Below are 18,718 nucleotides of genomic sequence, written 5' to 3'. Positions count from 1 at the left end.
TAAATCAGTTTGTTATGTCTTGAAAGTGGGATTTTTTAGAAAAATAATAGCCTGACATATAACTGTCACATAGTAGAAATATAATTGTCACCGAATTCACCAATACTACATGACGAAAATAAATCAACGCGTCATTTATGGAGATAAAGATGACATTTAAAAAGATGCTTAGTGCAGTAGCGATTTCTGCTTCATTAGTAACAACTACCGTGCTTGCTGCTGGCCTGGATGCCAAGCTTCCTGAATATCAAAAAACCACTGGTATTTCAGGTAACCTTTCATCTGTAGGTTCTGATACTTTAGCCAACATGATGACCTTGTGGGCTGAAGAGTTCAAACGTGAATATCCAAACGTAAACGTTCAAATTCAAGCGGCGGGCTCTTCTACTGCTCCACCAGCCTTGACTGAAGGCACTTCACAGTTTGGCCCAATGAGCCGTCAAATGAAGAGCAAAGAAGTTGAAGCTTTCGAAAAGCGTTATGGTTACAAGCCAACCGCTATTCGTGTTGCCATCGACGCATTGGCAGTATTCGTGCATAAAGACAACCCAATTGAAGGTTTAAGCCTAGCTCAAGTAGATGCTATCTTCTCTTCAACTCTTAAGTGTGGTGAAAGTGCTCCTGCAGAGCGTTGGGGTCAAGTAGGCCTAGACGGCTCATGGGCAGACAAAGATATTCAATTATTCGGTCGTAACTCAGTATCGGGTACTTATGGATACTTTAAGAAGAAAGCCTTATGTAAGGGTGACTTTAAGAACTCTGTAAACGAGCAACCAGGTTCTGCTTCTGTTGTTCAATCAGTTTCTTCTTCGCTAAACGCAATCGGTTACTCTGGTATTGGTTACAAAACTTCTGGTGTGAAAGCTGTTGCTTTGGCTAAGAAAGGTAATGATTACATCGAAGCTAGCTTAGATAACGCTGCTACCGGTAAATACCCTCTATCTCGCTTCTTATACGTTTACGTTAACAAGCACCCAAACAAGCCTTTAGCACCAATGGAACGTGAGTTCATCAAAATGATTCTGTCTAAAACAGGTCAAGGTATCGTGGCTAAAGATGGTTATGTTCCACTACCTGCTAAAGTGGTAATGGCTGACCTAGAAAAAGCTGGCATTTCTCTATAATTGCTTCTGCCTGCTTTTAACCCAACCCTCGCCTAGGCGGGGGTTTTGTTTATTTACAAGCCGTAAATCTTTCATAGAGTTAAACCACTGAGCTGCGCAGCGCTTAGGCTTCTCACTATTTAAGCTTGCTAGCCGATGGCCTACATAAAGCTTGCTTGATCCAAGGTCTAACGAGTGCAGCAGAAGGCCGAATTCTACCAATGCTGATGAGATGTCAGCAGTTTGATTAACTATCGCAGGCTAGTTACTAATAGCTAAGGCTACGGTCTTGTTAGAGGTTTGGTTCCTATATTGTTGATTTTAATGTGTTTTATTTCTTGTCTGGTCATGCTAATCAAACTAGTTATTTATGCTGGATGTGCAATAAAAGTAGTGAGTTATTACATTGCTGAGTGTTTGAAAATCTTTTCAGCGACAGATTCTGGCGAATTTTGATTTTAATCAAATTGTCACTTGAAATGTGATGCCGCTCACACTAAATTGTAAGTGTGACTTGGATCACGGTAGTTCCAAAGCACATTTACTATTAGTAACTAGGAGCAAGACTATGTTTGATTACTTTGGTGCACTTTATTCGTCGTATTACTTTAAGAAAGCTGATGATTACAACTTCTATTGCGAAAAACGCAAAGATATCCACCGCTAGACTTACTAACTATAGGTGGGTATATGGTTCTTCATCCGATCATTGGTTCAGCTTTATCAACTATTGTTCGTTTCGGATGCGTAGAGCAGGCTAAACGACAACAGAGATAAATGTAATGGATCAAATTAACCTCAGTGCCTGAAACGAGTTCTCTCTTTCAGGCACTTTTCTTTTCCTCGTCTTCTTCCCAGCTATCTTTACTCGCAAACCTACTAGAACTTTATCTTTGATTTTTATGTAAAAAAACTTGCAATGTGATCTTTGTCACGTTAGATTTTAAATGTGACCTGTGTCACGTTTAAAAGAATTAGGAGTAAGACTATGTTTGATTATTTCGGTGCACTATATATGTCCTACTACATCAACAAGGCGGATGAATACCGCTTTAATAACCAGCCAACTAAAGACATTCACCGTTAAGCTAAGGGGCCAAAAGCCGAGGCCGTAGCTTTAAGCCAAATGGCTATGTATAACATGTCTTAAATAGTATTCGAGACACCATTGATGAAACAATCTACCAGCAGCGCCTGAAATGAAATCTTCTTTCAGGCGCTTTTTGTTGTTTTCTTAATGTTCGGGTGATTTTTCGGCTCTGGCGAGAGCCTAGTTAAAGCGTATTACTGAATAAGGACGAAGCATTTGAGTGATTTTTAAACAAATATCAAAATTAGGCTTGCAATGTGATCTGTATCACATTAATATTTGTTTTGTGACTTGGGTCACACAATAAAGTTACTTAGGAGCAAGACTATGTTTGATTACTTTGGTTCGTTATATACCACGTATTATTTCACTAAAGCAGCTGGCTACAATAAGGCGACTGATTCAAATAACATTCACCGTTAATCCTCACATTTGAACATGTGGGCTTAGCACTTAGCTTTCGAGGAAAGCGACAGTAAACTGAGCGAGAATACACTATGAGTCAAATGTTTTAGAATGCCTGATAGCGAATAGCATCAGGCATTTTTCGTTGATTTGATTACATTTTAATTTACTTCTTATCAAATAATTTCAACAATAAATTGCTTATACTGCTTAACAATCTTTGTTACATGAGAGTAATTTATGTCTTTAATCCAACCTTTAATCCTTAAAGCAGAACATGGCTATGCAAGTTTTTTGCGCTTTAGTCTGGTTAACCCCGCTTCTCTAGCGACATGTCTTGCTGAGCTGCCAAAGGTTTATCAGATAGATGACAGCGTAGTGGGCTTTGGCCAGCCCTTATTGGCTCAGCTGAAAGCAGACATCCCAGGTGTTAAAGCTGCATCGAGTATTCAGGGCATAAACCGTATTAGTCCCGCCAATCAAGATGATTTGTGGTTAAGAGTGAGTGGTAGCGACCCCGGTGTGGTGATGCTACGCGTACAGCAATGGTTAGCGACATTGTTACCCACCTTTAGTTTAAATGAGCAACTTGAAGGCTTTTGTCATCGCAAAGGGCGTGATTTAACCGGTTATGAAGATGGCACCGAAAACCCTGATGAAACAGAGGCTCCAGAGGTTGTAGCGATGACCGGAGATAAAGGCATTGCGGGCTCAACGATGTTGGCAGTGCAAAAATGGCAACATCAGCTAGATCACTTCAATAGTCTCTCTAACCAGCAGCAAGATGATATTATTGGCCGCAGAAAAAGCGATAACGTTGAATTTCCTGAATCACCGGCTTATGCCCATGTACGGCGTACTGCGCAGGAAAGTTTTAGTCCTGAAGCCTTTATGTTGCGTCGTAGTCTTCCTTGGATTAAAGGTCAGGACTGTGGTCTTAATTTCGTTTGTTTTGCCAGCAGCTTATATCCTTTTGAAGTACAGCTAAAACGGATGCTGGGCCTTGAAGATGGTATTGAGGACGGCTTATTTCAATTTAGTCGTCCTTTAACTACCGGCTATTACTGGTGCCCAGCGATAGACGGTGAGAACTTAGATTTATCGCGTTTAAGTTAACTGTCACATTCGGTTTTATACAGTTCCATCCCGCGCGCTTGGTAGTTGGCTAAGGCGCTGGGGTGGTCTAAATCACAAGTATGTACCCAGACGCGACTCGCTTGCCACTGCCAGGCACTATACAAACAGCGGCTAAGTAATCCTCCACCAATTCTTTGGCCTAGAAAGTGTTTAGCTAAGCCAAAGTAAGCTATCTCAACACTCTCATCAGCGTGTTTTTCCAGTTCAAAATAACCCACAAATTGCTGGTCTTGATAGGCGGCAAAGGTTCTTAATGTTTTGCTCTGGGTGTAGTTGTTCCAATCTTGCTCAGACCACTGACGTTTATCATTCCATTGCCAATGTTGGCCAACTTCGAGGTAGAATTGTCTACTTGCCGAGGCCTGATGTTGTTTAATTTCTTCTATTTGAATGGTGCTTGGTAGCGGTTTACTGTTGATTTGCTCGACGTTTGATTGTTGTAAATAGTAGATCTTATTAGACATGTTTGCTCATGTTTGCAGAGGTTTGCTGTAGTTTAGCAAGTGATAGTTAGCCGCTCTACTGCTTAAACCACAACTTGTAGCCATACCGCTTCTCTTTCTTTTTGTCGAAAATTTTTACATTGACGAGCTAAATATATTTGATTTAAAGGTTAATTTGTTGAAATAAAAGAATAATTTTTCATTGGCTTAGTTTGTGCATATTTTTCTTATATAATACAAAATTGGTAATTAAATTTAATTGCCATAGTCATACTAAGAAGGTTGTTATGTTTGCTAAACTTTTTCGGATTATAACGGCAGTACTCGCCGTTGGTATATTTGGCCAAGTTTGGGCGACACCAATCGCATATTATGTGAGTTCTAGCTGTAATCCTGAATATGCCCAGCTCACTTCCATTAAAGAAGTGAGCGCTGCTGCTAATCCTGCAGACGGTGTTGTGTTATCTGGTGAACTACTGGTGAATGGACCCTACGATGCGACCAGTTGTTTGGTGTTTGATGGTAATGATGACCCCAGTGATCCGGTGATTAATATTGGCCAGAACGGCGATGGTTTATTGAACACCTCCTATGGTCCAGGTGATAGTTTATTCTTTATCGAACCAGATGAATTACAAAACCTAGATGACATGCCTTTCGGCGTAGCTGATGACCCTGGTTGGATCCAATTAGCCGATGTTGATCAAGACTTAAACGTAAATTACGACCAATCTGGCCCAGTGGTTCCCGATGGCTTATTTCTAGATATCGACGCTTTATTAGACATGTCATTTACCTGTGTCGGTGGTAATTTAGGTGACTGTACTGAAGTGGAGTGGGTGATTCAAACTGACCCTTACATTATCGAACAAGTACAGCAGTTATTAGGTGAAGCCACCTTCGACCACTTGGCTTTCTCTATTAAGGTGGGTGATAGCTTTATTATCTATGATTTTGATTTTGTAGATATTTTTGACACCGAACCGGGTTTAAACTTTTTAACCCCTTATCAGTTGTCTGGTAGCTTATATACAGGTGATTTTCTAAATCGAAATAACAATCCACAAGGTATTTCTCATCTGAGTGTATGGGCGCGTGATCCAGCCGATTCAAGTGTGGTTGTTAGCGAGCCTAGTACTTTAGGCATTATTATTCTCGCTATATTCGGTGGCGTTATTTCTCGCTTGTCGCGCCGCCGCTTGTAGTAGCACCTTTAAACGAGCAAAGCAGCCCATTGAGGCTGCTTTTTTGTTGCTGTACCCTTTCTCGAACTGAGGCTTGATTGAGCTAAGCTTTAAGCCTGTTTATTATCCCAAAGATTGAAGCGCTAGCTTATTGTTGTTAAGAGCAAGGTGCTGCTGTAAAGGAGTCATTATGGATCAGACTTTAGCTCAGGCTTGTTCAGGTTTTTTGTTAGATCAGACCAAGGCTGATGCTGCTCATCAGCTAGATCATGTTCAAAGGGTGGTTAAATTGGCGGTGTCTTTGGCTAAACAAGAACAGGCGAATTTGGCTGTTGTGGAACCCGCCGCATGGTTGCACGATTGTGTGAGTTTGGATAAAAGCCATCCGCAACGGCATATGGCTGCACAATGGGCCGCGGATAAGGCGGTGGATTTCTTGAAGCAGATTGGATACGAGCCTCGGTTGTTTTCCGCAATTCATCATGCGATATCCGCCCATAGTTACAGTGGCAATGTGGTGGCAACTACGCTTGAAGCAAAGGTGGTACAGGATGCTGACCGCCTTGACGCTTTGGGGGCGATAGGCATTACTCGCTGTATTCAAGTTGGCAGCCAACTCGGTAGGCCATTTTATCATAGCCAAGACCCATTTTGTCAGCGGCGCGCGGCTGATGATCAAGCTTATTCGCTAGATCACTTCTACACTAAGCTGCTACTGATAGGCGATAGTCTGCATACTGAAGCGGCGAAACGGGAAGCTAAGCGGCGCAGTGATTTTATGCGCAGTTATCTGGCCCAGTTAGGCTCAGAGCTTGAACCGATGAACGATTAAGGCCGCAAAGTTGCGGCCTTTTTATTTATTACTCGTTGTCGCCTTCCACTACTATCTTGCGGCGAGGTTTCGATTCTATGGCTTTTAAGTAGTCATGGGTCCAAATTTGCGAGCGGATCTTACGACGATTACCACGGCTTACATAAAGGTTTTGCTGTTTGGCATCGATGATGCGCGCCTTGGTGGTATCGGCGAATTGTAGTTCCAGCAAGTCAATCACTCGTTGCTTCAATTCTTGGTCGTAAATGGGAACGCCGACTTCGACGCGCTCCTCAATATTGCGCGTCATCCAGTCAAAAGAGGCGATATATACTTGTTCTTCACCACCATGATGGAAATGAAATACTCGTGGATGCTCGAGGAAGCGATCGACAATGCTGATAATTTTGATGTTGTCGCTAATGCCTTCAAGGCCAGGTACTAGTGAGCACATACCGCGAATAATCATGCGGATTTTCACCCCAGCTTTACTGGCCGCATAAAGCCGCGTAATGATACCTTTGTCGACCAAGTTATTGACTTTAATGGTAATCGCCCCTGGGTTCCCAGCATTAGCTTGGTTAATTTCGTAATCAATTAAGCTGAACAAACGACGCCGCGTATCGTTGGGGGAGACAATTAAATGTTGAAACTTAAAGCGCCGATAGGGCTGTTGAATGAAACGAAATACGTTTTCAATTTCTTGGCCAATTTCTTGATTCTTGGTGAATAGAGCAAAGTCAGTGTAGATTTTGGCGGTTTTTTCATGAAAGTTACCAGTACCTATGTGGCTATAGGTGACCCGTTGCTCGCCTTCTCTACGGGTAATAAGAAGTAGCTTACAGTGCACTTTTAGTGTGGGGACACCAAATACCACTTTCACGCCCGCGTCGGTGAGCAATTGTGCCCACTCAATATTAGCACCTTCATCGAATCGGGCTCGTAGCTCAATCACTACCGTTACTCGTTTGCCATTGTTGGCGGCATCGATCAGAGAATTCATCAAATGCGACTTTTTGGCTACACGATAAATGTTGATTTTAATGCTGATGACTTTAGGGTCAAAGGAGGCTTGGCGAACAAACTCCGAGATATACCTAAATTTATGGTAGGGGTAGTAGAGTAAAATATCACGAGCGCTAATGGCATCAAAAATGGTATCAAAGCTATCAAAGTCGCGGCAATTAAGCGCCGATAATTTTTTGTTTTCTAGGTACTTTCTTCCCACATTGGGAAACGCGATAAAGTCTTTAAAGTTATGGTAGCGGCTACCGCTGATACTATGGTCAAGCTTTGAAATATGCAGCATCTTACTCAGCCGTTTTACCATACTCGCTGGCATTTCTCTGTCGTAAACAAAGCGCACCGGCTCGGCGGTGAGCCGCTGTTTAATGCCTTCAGACATCTTTTCTAATAGGCTTTGGTCAACCTCATCGGTGAGGTCGTATTCGGCGTCTCGCGTCATTTTAATCGAATAGGCTGCAACCGAATCATACTCGTAGAAACCGCGCAGTAAATCATCTAGACAAAAGCGAATGATATTGTCCAAAATGATCATGGTCTTGCGCGCTTTAGAACCATCGGGGGGCAGTACCACAAAGCGCGGCAGGCTGTCTGTGGGGATCTCAATCAATAAGTGGTCTTCTTTGCTACCCTTTAACACTTCTACCGCAAGATAGGTGTATTCATCTTTCAAGAATTTAACTAGGTCGGTACGCTTGGTTAGTACGATGGGGGTAATGTGGCGCAATACTTTATCTTTAAAGAATTTTCTTACCCATATTTGGTGGTTATCGCTGAGTTGGTCCTCATTAATTAGGAAAATATTGCGACGCGCAAGAGTGAGAATAATATCCCGATAAGTCGCATCAAAATCATCCTGCAATTCAGCGAGTTTGGCTTGAACATCATTGAGCAACTTAATCGAACCATCATCTTTGTTTTTTACTTCATTAAGGATGACTCGTCGCTTCAAGGCGGCAACCCGAACCTTATAAAATTCGTCTTGGTTGTTGGAGAAAATACCTAAAAACCGGACTCTTTCGATAATTGGAACCGAGGTGTCTTGGGCTTCTTGTAGAACTCGTTGATTAAACGAAAGCCAACTTAACTCTTTTTCTATATACAGACTGTCGCTCATTATTCACCTGTAACAACTAAATAAATTAATCTTGCTCAATATCGACCATCAAATCGTCGGCTAAAGATTCTAAGGTTTCCTGAATGGTGATGAGTTGCTGCTCACTGTCGCAGGGAACGAGCAACTTGGCGCTAAAAATAAGCCCGCCCCAATTAGGAGCACTATCTACATGGGTTTGGATTTTACTTAGGCTAATGCCTAAGTTACTTAAAGCTTGGGTAACCTCTTGTACAATACCATTTCTATCGTTGGCGGTAACCGTAATCGCCACCTGTTTATTTTGTGGCGCTGCCGCGTCTGCGCCTTCGGCTATATTGACCAGTAAATCTGCTTGGTGCATTAACTCATGACTGAGTGCTGCCATTTGTTCCGGGGGAACTTCAATATGAAGGATACCAGCAAACTGTCCAGCTAATTCGGTAAGGCTACTCGCCAACCAGTTACCTTGGTGTTGCAAAACAATAGCCGATAATTGGTCAACAATGCCCGGGCGGTCTTTGCCAATGACACTGATCACTAGTTGTTTCATCTTGTTACTCCTTAACCGATAGCTTAGCGTGTTTGTATACGTGTTAAAGGCTCAAACTAAGACTTTAAAGTATGCATAGCTTTAGCCAAATAAGGAAGCGCTTTAGGCTTATTTTAGAAGCACTTAAGGTGCCTCGATACAATATAATTTTAATGTAATATTAGATACATAAAAATGTAATATGGCTTTGCTAATGATAGGCGAAGCCAGTTTCTAATCCCTCATCTTGATGACATTTTTTTTAGTATTGCACCCTGTAACAATACTGTCATAAAACTGCCATATACTTGCGCCAGACCTATTAAATTGTGAGGGATATATGACGCAGTCAGTGTCATTTAATAGTAGTGCTCAACGCTTAATTAAGGATCGACTAACCCGTTACAGCGTAAGTGCTGGCGGGATTGTTGTGCTTTTAGCGTTGATCTTAATCTTCTTCTATTTATTGTACGTAGTTGCGCCTATTTTCTATGGCGCTAGTTTAGATAAAACCAAGGTGATTCCGCTGCAAGAGAGCAGCGCTACGGTAGCCATTGGTGTTGAGGAGCAAAACGAAATCGCTTATCGCTTTAACGCCGATGGCCGTTTACGTTTTTTTAGCTTAACCCCGGAAAATCGTAGTTTTGAAGATTATCAGCTTGAGGCTGATATTACTGCGTCAGACCGCACAGTGCCTAACCAAGCTTCGGTTATTTATGGCACTAGTGAGGGTAAGGCCTATGTGATTGCTCCTAAATTCAGTGTGAGCTACCCCAATGACCAACGCTTAATTACTCCGGGAGTGAAGTTCCCCATGGGTGAACAAGCACTGGAAATTGATCCACAAGGAAAGGCCATTGCTAAATTGGCTTTTGAACGCCAAGAAGATGCGGCGGTAGTGGCGGCAATTACCGAAGACGGTCGTGGCTTGTTAGTCCGTTATGAAGCCGAAGAGGATATGTTTAGTGAATCTATAGAATGGTTGCCGGAAACGGCTGATATTCCTAGTTTACCTAAGCGTATTGACCAAATCCTGGTTACTCCGGATTTGCGCCGTTTATATATTCGCAACGGTAATCAACTGGCCAACTATGACATCTCTGATATTGAAGATATTCAATTGAGATCGGTTGATTTTGTGAACAATAAAGGCGCTCAGGTGACAGACTTAGCACTGTTAACGGGTGCTAGCTCTTTGATTGTGGCAAATGATAACGGCAAGATCAGCCAGTGGTTTGATGTGGCTAAAGACGGCGTGCGTAAGTTGACTCAAATCCGTGAATTTGACGCAGGCGCTAAAGTGAATGAAATTGCCGTAGAGTACTATCGAAAAGGCTTCGCTGTGAGTGCTCAAGATGGCTCAATTTCTTTGTTCCATACTACTGGTGGTGGTCACTTGGTTCGCCAAGCCACTGACGGTTTAAGCAGCTCCTTAGCGTTTTCTCCTCGTGCCAGTGGTTTGTTAAGCCAAACTGATAAAGGCTTAGAGTTTTATCATGTAGAGAATGAGCACCCAGAAGTGACTTGGAGCGCCTTGTGGCACAAAGTGTGGTACGAGGGTTACCCGGAGCCTCAATTTGTATGGCAATCAACTTCTGCCAGTGATGACTTTGAGCCGAAGCTAAGTTTGGTGCCGATCTCTTTTGGTACCATTAAAGCGGCGTTTTACGCCATGTTATTTGCCGCACCAATTGCTTTAGCTGGGGCCATTTATACCGCTTATTTCATGTCGGCGCCGCTGCGTAAGGTGGTTAAACCTACCGTTGAAATTATGGAAGCCCTACCTACGGTAATTTTGGGTTTTCTTGCCGGCTTATGGCTCGCTCCCTTAATTGAAGACAACCTACCGGGTGTAATTGCCATTATGTTGTTTTTACCCATAGGTTTTCTATTAAGTGCTTACTGCTGGTCGAAGATGCCGAAAAAGGTACGTCAATGGGTGCCTGAAGGCTGGGATGCCATTGTACTGATTCCTGTGGTATTGCTGATTGGTTGGGTTTGTATAGAGCTTAGCCCGTTATTAGAGCTATGGATGTTTGATGGTGATGCGCGGCTATTCTTGACCAATGAAATGGGCGTTAACTTCGATCAGCGTAACTCGATGGTGGTGGGCTTAGCCATGGGCTTTGCGGTCATTCCTACGATTTTCTCGATTGCAGAAGATGCCATATTCTCGGTGCCTAAGCACTTGAGTAACGGCTCTTTGGCCTTAGGAGCGACGCCATGGCAAACCTTAACTAAAGTGGTGATTTTAACTGCTAGCCCCGGTATTTTCTCGGCGGTGATGATGGGCCTAGGGCGTGCCGTAGGTGAGACCATGATTGTATTAATGGCCACCGGTAATACGCCGGTTATGGATTGGAGTATCTTCCAAGGGATGCGTACCTTATCGGCCAATATCGCGGTTGAGATGCCCGAATCAGAAGTAGGAAGCTCACACTACCGAGTGCTGTTCTTAGCAGCGTTTGTATTGTTTGTGTTTACCTTTGCATTTAACACGATTGCAGAATTTGTTCGCCAACGTTTGCGCGACAAATACAGCTCGCTATAAAGGGATATGGGAATTAAGCGATGAAAAAGTGGTTTAAATCAGGTAACCCGTGGATATGGATGACCGCCGGTGCAGTTAGCATTAGTTTGGTGGCCGTTATTGGCTTATTACTATTAATTGCAGCACGCGGACTGGTGTATTTTTGGCCAAGCCCAGTGCTAGAAATGGAAGTGAATCAGTTTGGTGAACAGCAAACCGTTATTGGTGAGTTGTATGAAACCGAGCTGGTGCCGATTGAGCGTTTGAAAGCCTCAGGCGCTAATATCGAGGGCCTAAATGATGATTTTGTTGAGCGCTTCTTAATTAAAACGGGTAACCGTGAATACGTGAGTTTAGACTTCCGTTGGTTGACCGAAAATGAAATTTTATCGAAGCAACAACCTAAGGGCATAGCGGTAGTAGAACGTCGCACCAACGGTAACTTTTATGGTTATGTAGAAGGCATTGTTCGTGATGGAGAAACCATCGACGCTTCTCAAGACGCGCAGCATGAATTGTTGTTCGAGTTGTTAGATCGCTCTAACGATATTATCGACAAGGCAGACTCTTTGCAGCGTCATGATATTGGTGGCATCAACTACAGCATTGAACGCCTGCGCTTAAAGCAGCGTAAGTATGAGCTCAATAATGAATTGACTGAGCAACGTTTGGCTGAAATTGAAGCTGAAACCGAACAGCTGCATCAGCAATACTTAGTATTAGAGAAGCAATTATTTGGTTATCGCGATGAGGCGCGCCGTGATCAACTGATTATTCGTGATATGCGTGGTGAGTTAGTCACTATCCCCATGGATAATGTGCTGGATGTGTTTTTTCCCAACGACATGAACGTACTGCAAAAATTTGGCCATTGGGTGCATCAAGCCAGTAAGTTTGTGATTTCAGAGCCGCGTGAAGCGAATACCGAAGGGGGCGTATTTCCGGCCATTTTTGGTACTGTGTTCATGGTGATGCTGATGGCCGTGATTGTGACTCCGCTAGGCGTAGTTGCCGCCATTTATCTGCATGAGTATGCCGGTAACAACAGCTTTACTCGGCTGATCCGTATTGCGGTAATTAACTTGGCCGGGGTTCCGTCAATTGTATATGGGGTATTCGGCTTAGGCTTCTTTGTTTATATGCTGGGTGGCAGCATTGACTCTTTGTTCTACCAAGAGTCTTTACCTACACCCACCTTTGGCTCTCCAGGGGTGATTTGGGCAGCCTTAACTTTAGCGATTTTAACCTTACCGGTGGTGATTGTTTCCACCGAAGAAGGTTTGTCACGGATCCCCAGCGCCGTGCGCCAAGGCTCACTGGCCTTAGGGGCGACCAAGGCTGAAACCTTATGGCGTATCGTTATTCCAATGGCAAGCCCTGCGATTATGACGGGTTTAATCTTAGCTGTGGCTCGTGCTGCCGGTGAAGTCGCTCCCTTGATGTTAGTTGGGGTAGTAAAGTTGGCTCCCACCTTGCCTTTAGATGGTAACTTTCCTTTCGTTCACTTAGAACGTAAGTTTATGCACTTAGGTTTCCATATTTATGATGTTGGCTTTCAAAGCCCCAACGTAGAAGCGGCACGCCCCTTGGTTTACGCCACGGCATTTTTATTGGTAACGGTAATCATTGGCTTGAACTTAGCGGCCATTCAAATCCGTAACCGTTTACGTGAAAAGTTTAAAACGTTAGACCAATAAGCTAACGGCAAATTTGTAGGAAAAAACATGATTTCTTTGAATACTGAAATGAGTCGCGATACGAAATTGGATTTGGCGAACTTAAGTGCAGAACAAACCGCATTAGAAGTAAAAAACTTGGATCTTTATTATGGCAGCAAGCAAGCCTTGTTTGATGTTTCAATGAAGATCCCAAAAGGCCAAGTGACCGCATTTATTGGCCCTTCAGGTTGCGGTAAGTCGACCTTATTGCGTTGTATTAACCGCATGAATGACTTAGTGGATATTTGTAAAATCAGTGGCGAAATTTTGCTGCACGGACAAAACATTTACGACAAGAGTGTCGATGTTGCCGCCTTGCGTCGCAATGTGGGCATGGTATTTCAACGTCCTAATCCCTTTCCTAAGTCGATCTACGAAAACGTAGTTTATGGCTTACGTTTACAAGGGGTAAAAGATCGCCGAGTATTAGATGAAGCGGTAGAGCGTTCATTACGCGGTGCGGCCTTGTGGGATGAAGTGAAAGACCGCTTGCAGGAAAACGCCTTTGGCCTATCTGGTGGTCAGCAGCAACGTTTGGTGATTGCCCGAGCCATTGCGATTGAGCCTGAAGTGCTATTATTAGATGAACCAACATCGGCACTTGACCCCATTTCTACGCTCACCATTGAAGAGTTGATTAACGACTTGAAAAGCCGTTATACGGTGGTCATTGTTACCCATAACATGCAACAGGCTGCACGAGTGTCAGACCAAACAGCCTTTATGTACATGGGGGATATGGTGGAATACGCAGATACCAATACGCTGTTCACCACTCCGGCTAAAAAACAAACAGAAGATTATATTACTGGTCGCTACGGTTAATAAGTGCGTAGCTGAGGAAAAGATATGGATAATTTAAACGTAAATAAGCACATATCTGGTCAGTTTAACGCTGAACTAGATCATGTTCGTAATCAAATTATGGCGATGGGTGGCTTGGTAGAGCAGCAGCTTATCGATGCTTTAAGCCTGTTGAACCGACCCGATGCCGAGTTGGTTAACAAAGTGATTAAAACCGACGGCAAAGTTAATTCCTTTGAGGTTGATATCGACGAAGAGTGTACGCGTATCATTGCTAAACGTCAGCCAGCCGCCAGTGACTTACGTATTGTTATGGCGGTGATTAAAACCATTGCCGACCTAGAGCGAATCGGTGACGCCGCAGAGAGCATCGCGCGAATGGTTGAACGAAATATGGATAAGCCAATTAAGGCATCTTTAGTGAGCCTTGAGCACCTTGGCCGTCATACAGCCAAAATGTTGCATGATGTATTAGATGCCTTTGCCCGTATGGACGTAGATATCGCTTGGAAAGTACACCAAGAAGACCGTAAAGTTGATAAGGAATACGAACGTTTAATACGTGAATTAATGACGTATATGATGGAAGACCCTCGTTCTATTCCACAGGTTCTAGATGCTTTAACCGCAGCTCGAGCCATTGAGCGAGTGGGTGACCGTTGCCAAAATATAGCCGAATACATTATTTACTTTGTAAGAGGCAAAGACATTCGTCATTTGGCGGGGGATGAGGTAGAAAAATTGCTGTAGTGAGTTAATCTCACGCTGTTACAAAGGCTGGCGCTTCGCCAGCCTTTGTATTTTTAGCTTATAAAATTAAATTTTTTCTAATTTTTCTGGTCTGAGCAGTGAGCTTAATGAGTTTTGTTTAATAACCACTGCTGCGCCAGCTTGCTATTTTTTGCCCTTTCAGTATCTACTTTTTTAATTTAAACGATTGTTTGAAAATGTCTTTAAAGCCTTATTAATTAAGGCATAAAAAACACAGGCCTGTTCCTTTTTATGTCCCTGTTATTCTATTTACGTTTACGTAAAGGTAAATATAAATACTCGCTTAGTTTACCTGTGCGGTATTGTGTAGTTTTATTACGTAATTATTATTCTTTTTTAGACTTATGTCGTAAAGCCAATGTTGCGCAAATGTAGCGAGTTTAGAGTTATTACTTTAAAAAAAGCTTTGCTTTTAGTTTTGGTGGTGTTATAAAAAACAGGCTGTTGAAGGGTTTTTAAAACATTTGTTTAAAAGTATGTTGCTTTAACAGTATGAAAAATATTTAACGCTGTTGGTGTTTGTTTTTGAAAGTCTTGTTACAGATACAAAATAATTACATAAATTGTGTGTGTTTTGTAACCAAGGGTTCAGTGATAAAACCAGACTAAACAGCCATTAATTGTCGACCGGTAGAGTCAGTCATATTTCAGCTGGCTCTGCGTAGCTAGAACGGGGCAGTAGCCACAGCCAATAACAATAATAATGCTGATATGGCGCCCCTACGTTTGCTCAGTAGACTTTGACAATAATAAGTAAGCAAAGGTGCTGAGCCATATTTTCCAAGCATTGTGCTTGGTAAGCAGCCAAAGAGCTGGATAAATAACTACGTGAATACGCGATACAACTAGGGTGTATCAAGGAATAGGGTATAAGAGGGATTGAGCATGACATTAACTAGAGAACAACAAATTCAAGAATTAGAGAAAGATTGGGCAGAGAATCCTCGTTGGAAAGGGGTTAAGCGCCCTTACTCTGCAGAAGATGTAGTCAAGTTACGAGGCTCATTCATTCCAGAAAATACCATCGCTCGTCGTGGTGCCGAAAAGCTTTGGGGACTGGTTAATGGCCAGGCTAAAAAAGGTTACGTGAATTGCTTAGGTGCGCTGACTGGCGGTCAAGCTGTACAACAAGCTAAAGCTGGCATCGAGGCCATTTACTTGTCAGGTTGGCAGGTGGCGGCGGATAATAACTCAGCATCTAGCATGTATCCTGACCAATCTTTATATCCAGTAGATTCAGTGCCAAAAGTGGTTGAGCGGATCAACAACTCTTTCCAGCGCGCTGACCAAATTCAATGGGCAAATGGCTTGTCTCCAGCCAACGGCGGGCTTGATTACTTTCTACCTATCGTAGCCGATGCTGAAGCGGGCTTTGGTGGCGTGCTTAATGCTTTTGAATTGATGAAAAATATGATCAAAGCCGGCGCTGCTGGGGTGCACTTTGAAGATCAGTTAGCATCGGTTAAGAAATGTGGCCACATGGGTGGCAAGGTATTAGTGCCAACTCAAGAAGCCGTTCAAAAATTGGTTGCAGCGCGTTTCGCTGCTGACGTTGCGGGAGTGCCTACTTTGGTGATTGCTCGTACCGATGCGAATGCTGCGGACTTATTAACTTCAGATGTTGACCCTTACGATGCGGAATTTATCGAAGGTGAACGTTCATCGGAAGGCTTCTACAGAGTTCGTGCAGGTATTGATCAGGCGATCAGTCGTGGTTTGGCTTATGCCGAATATGCTGATTTGATTTGGTGCGAAACGGCAACCCCATGTTTGGAAGAAGCGCGTAAGTTTGCTGAAGCCATTCATGCTAAATACCCTGATCAATTACTGGCTTATAACTGTTCGCCTTCGTTTAACTGGCGTAAGAACCTAGACGACGAAACAATAGCTAAATTTCAGCAAGAGCTTAGCGACATGGGTTATAAGTACCAGTTCATCACCTTAGCGGGTATTCACAACATGTGGTACAACATGTTTGACTTGGCGCATAACTACGCTCAAGGCGAAGGTATGAAGCATTACGTGAATATGGTTCAGGAGAAGGAGTTTGCCGCAGCCGACCGAGGTTATACCTTTGTGGCTCACCAACAAGAAGTGGGAACAGGCTATTTTGACCAAGTGACCAATGTTATCCAAGGCGGTCAGTCTTCGGTAACGGCGCTAACCGGTTCAACCGAAGAAGAGCAATTTAGCTAGGCCTTTCCGCCCTTAGTACAATAATAATAAGCTAAATCGATACCTTTAAGCAGCCTGCGGGCTGCTGTTTTTATGGTAAAAACTTAAGTCTTAATTAAGTGCTCAACTTGCTGCTCAGCGTAGCGAAGCAGCTGCGGATAAAGCTCTAGAAAACAGGCTTCAAGTGCCGCGCCATGTTGCTCTATATCATTGAACATGAGTTCCAGCTTTACTGGTCTACGCAGCCGCCGACTAATGGCCTTTAAGGTATGGCTTAGCTGTTTGTACTCTCCGTACTGGCTCAGCCAATCATGCTGACACATGTGTTCGATGGTATAGGCGGGGCGTCCTTTAAGTGGCGCTTGCTGTAATTGTAGGTAACAATGTTCGATAAATGCGCTCTTATCTTGTTGGCTGAATTTCACCCAGTGTCGGCTAAGCAAATAATCAAAATAAACATCTAGAGCTATCCCTGAGTAGCGGCGTAATGGCGCACTGAAATAGGCAGAGGCGTTCATTTTAGCAAGCTGTTGGTCGGTAAAACTGTCGACTTTTCTGTGTAATAAGATCCCCACTTGCCAGTCAGTACTCAAGCTTTGCCAAGCATGGCCTTTGACGAAGTCTCCTAACAGAGCTCCAGAGATGGAAGTGCCTGTAACTTGGGCAATATGAAAGTGGGCTAAATAGTTCATTAACTAAGCATACCCTATGCTGCGAAAATTAGTGCTGTGCAATTAGATTAAACCCAGTTGCTGTAGGTAGCGCTTAACATCATTAATCCAGAACTCTCCATATTCATGAAATAGCGCGTGGCCATCGGCCGATGAGCCTAAAGAATAAAATTGAAAATCCACTTGGCCGCCAGCCTGTTTGAAGCTTTGCACGTAGCTGGTTATTGTCGCATCCGAGTAATAAGGGTCATTGTGGGCATACAAAAATAGATGGGGTAGCGGATTGTTGTGCGCTGCCTTAGTGAATAAGCCTAGATTACTAGCGGTAGGCGAGGTGATTTGGCATTGTTCTGCCATCCAGCCGCCGGAAAAGTTAAGCACGCCTTTAAACCATTGCGGGTGTTTGGCTGCGTATAACACCGATAACAAGCCCCCGCGAGAGTGACCAGCAATGACAATCTGGTCTTGGTCTATCCAAGTTTGTTGCTGCACATAATGCATGGTTGCATCTAAGCTTTGTGAAGCGTAATTGATACCCGCTTCAACACTGTTGACACTGCAATTGTATGATTCTTTATAGCTTCCTTGTGAGCCTCCTCTGCCGCGTCGCATCGGAACCAGTAAGGCAATATTCTGTTGCTTTAAATAACGCCCAAATTGCCATGGGTTTATCGTTAGGCTTGCGGGGATCTGTCCAGGGCCGGTAGAGCCGTGGTTGAAAATAACTAGGGGAAATGGGCCCTTACCATCGGGTTTATACAGTGTTGCTTGAAGCTGAATTTGCTTATCCCATAGCAGGCCTGATTCAGTCATGGTTAAGCTAATATTCTCGCCCTGCTCATTTGCTTGAGCTGCTGAGCTGAGCAACGCAATGAATATGATCGTTGCGCGAATTATCATAGTGTTATTGTCCTTATCGCTATAGAGCGGGCTTGGCCATTGGTTAACGTTATGCCACTGCGCATCGTTAATACCAAGTTGAAAATACATCTGGGGAAGCGCTTAATGAAATACCAAGCGCTGCTCAGTGGTAACAAGCCAAAACTAAAATAAATCCCTATTAGCCGTGATGTTAGCAGAGTTAAACCGGATTTACTTAGGCTTTGCCAAAGCGGCGCTTAACAGATTTAGGATAAAAAAAATCCAGCGCTAGGCTGGATAAAAAAACATAAGGAATGACTAATACGTGCTATTGCTAAGAATAGCAGGGGCGATTAGTAGCCCCATA

At 43.4% G+C, this 18,718-nt stretch carries 14 protein-coding genes; 9 read left to right on the top strand and 5 right to left on the bottom strand.

What is annotated here, in order from left to right; translation table 11 throughout:
- Positions 1 to 164 precede the first annotated feature (164 nt).
- A complete protein-coding gene (locus tag AR383_RS05485) occupies positions 165 to 1,124 on the top strand; it encodes a PstS family phosphate ABC transporter substrate-binding protein (RefSeq protein WP_373869461.1) in 960 nt (319 codons plus the stop codon).
- Positions 1,125 to 2,838: 1,714 nt separating this feature from the next.
- Positions 2,839 to 3,714: a Dyp-type peroxidase gene (locus AR383_RS05480; RefSeq protein ID WP_055732239.1), complete on the top strand. Its 876-nt coding sequence runs from the start codon at positions 2,839 to 2,841 to the stop codon at positions 3,712 to 3,714.
- On the opposite strand, the gene AR383_RS05475 is transcribed toward AR383_RS05480, so the two are convergent.
- A complete protein-coding gene (locus AR383_RS05475; protein ID WP_055732238.1) occupies positions 3,711 to 4,199 on the bottom strand; it encodes a GNAT family N-acetyltransferase in 489 nt (162 codons plus the stop codon). The genes AR383_RS05480 and AR383_RS05475 overlap by 4 nt on opposite strands.
- A gap of 266 nt (positions 4,200 to 4,465) precedes the next feature.
- On the opposite strand from AR383_RS05475, the gene AR383_RS05470 reads away from it, so the two are divergent.
- Together AR383_RS05470 and AR383_RS05465 are read left to right on the top strand one after the other, a co-directional pair.
- On the top strand, positions 4,466 to 5,383 hold the full coding sequence (locus AR383_RS05470) for a hypothetical protein (protein WP_055732237.1): 918 nt from the start codon (positions 4,466 to 4,468) through the stop codon (positions 5,381 to 5,383).
- Positions 5,384 to 5,552: 169 nt separating this feature from the next.
- Positions 5,553 to 6,194 (top strand): HD domain-containing protein, encoded by a 642-nt coding sequence (locus tag AR383_RS05465; RefSeq protein WP_055732236.1) that lies wholly within the window; start codon positions 5,553 to 5,555, stop codon positions 6,192 to 6,194.
- 28 nt (positions 6,195 to 6,222) lie between these two features.
- Here the strand turns inward: AR383_RS05465 and ppk1 are convergent, their stop codons facing one another.
- Both ppk1 and AR383_RS05455 read right to left on the bottom strand, forming a co-directional pair.
- On the bottom strand, positions 6,223 to 8,313 hold the full coding sequence (gene ppk1, locus AR383_RS05460; RefSeq protein ID WP_157051648.1) for a polyphosphate kinase 1: 2,091 nt from the start codon (positions 8,311 to 8,313) through the stop codon (positions 6,223 to 6,225).
- Between the two features lie 25 nt (positions 8,314 to 8,338).
- Positions 8,339 to 8,842 (bottom strand): glycine cleavage system transcriptional repressor, encoded by a 504-nt coding sequence (locus tag AR383_RS05455; RefSeq protein ID WP_055732234.1) that lies wholly within the window; start codon positions 8,840 to 8,842, stop codon positions 8,339 to 8,341.
- 319 nt (positions 8,843 to 9,161) lie between these two features.
- On the opposite strand from AR383_RS05455, the gene AR383_RS05450 reads away from it, so the two are divergent.
- The 5 genes from AR383_RS05450 (at position 9,162) to aceA (ending at position 16,840) form a co-directional block, all read left to right on the top strand.
- Complete coding sequence (locus AR383_RS05450) at positions 9,162 to 11,372, top strand: ABC transporter permease subunit (RefSeq protein ID WP_055732233.1); 2,211 nt, start codon at positions 9,162 to 9,164, stop codon at positions 11,370 to 11,372.
- A gap of 20 nt (positions 11,373 to 11,392) precedes the next feature.
- The gene (gene pstA, locus AR383_RS05445) at positions 11,393 to 13,048 is read left to right on the top strand and encodes a phosphate ABC transporter permease PstA (RefSeq protein WP_055732232.1); all 1,656 of its coding nucleotides are present in this window, start codon (positions 11,393 to 11,395) and stop codon (positions 13,046 to 13,048) included.
- A 27-nt stretch (positions 13,049 to 13,075) separates the two neighbouring features.
- On the top strand, positions 13,076 to 13,894 hold the full coding sequence (gene pstB / locus AR383_RS05440) for a phosphate ABC transporter ATP-binding protein PstB (RefSeq protein WP_055732231.1): 819 nt from the start codon (positions 13,076 to 13,078) through the stop codon (positions 13,892 to 13,894).
- Between the two features lie 24 nt (positions 13,895 to 13,918).
- The gene (gene phoU, locus AR383_RS05435; RefSeq protein WP_055732230.1) at positions 13,919 to 14,623 is read left to right on the top strand and encodes a phosphate signaling complex protein PhoU; all 705 of its coding nucleotides are present in this window, start codon (positions 13,919 to 13,921) and stop codon (positions 14,621 to 14,623) included.
- A 906-nt stretch (positions 14,624 to 15,529) separates the two neighbouring features.
- Entirely contained in the window at positions 15,530 to 16,840 is a 1,311-nt protein-coding gene (gene aceA / locus AR383_RS05430; RefSeq protein ID WP_055732229.1) for an isocitrate lyase, read from the top strand.
- Positions 16,841 to 16,923: 83 nt separating this feature from the next.
- Here aceA and AR383_RS05425 read toward each other — a convergent pair whose 3' ends face one another.
- Positions 16,924 to 17,511, bottom strand: coding sequence for an acyl carrier protein phosphodiesterase (locus tag AR383_RS05425; RefSeq protein WP_055732228.1), 588 nt, complete (start codon positions 17,509 to 17,511; stop codon positions 16,924 to 16,926).
- Between the two features lie 42 nt (positions 17,512 to 17,553).
- Positions 17,554 to 18,480, bottom strand: coding sequence for a dienelactone hydrolase family protein (locus AR383_RS05420; protein WP_229711100.1), 927 nt, complete (start codon positions 18,478 to 18,480; stop codon positions 17,554 to 17,556).
- Positions 18,481 to 18,718 lie beyond the last annotated feature (238 nt).

The organism is Agarivorans gilvus, from assembly GCF_001420915.1.
Taxonomy (GTDB): Bacteria; Pseudomonadota; Gammaproteobacteria; order Enterobacterales; family Celerinatantimonadaceae; genus Agarivorans; species Agarivorans gilvus.
This window is presented reverse-complemented; position numbering and strand designations above follow the sequence as displayed.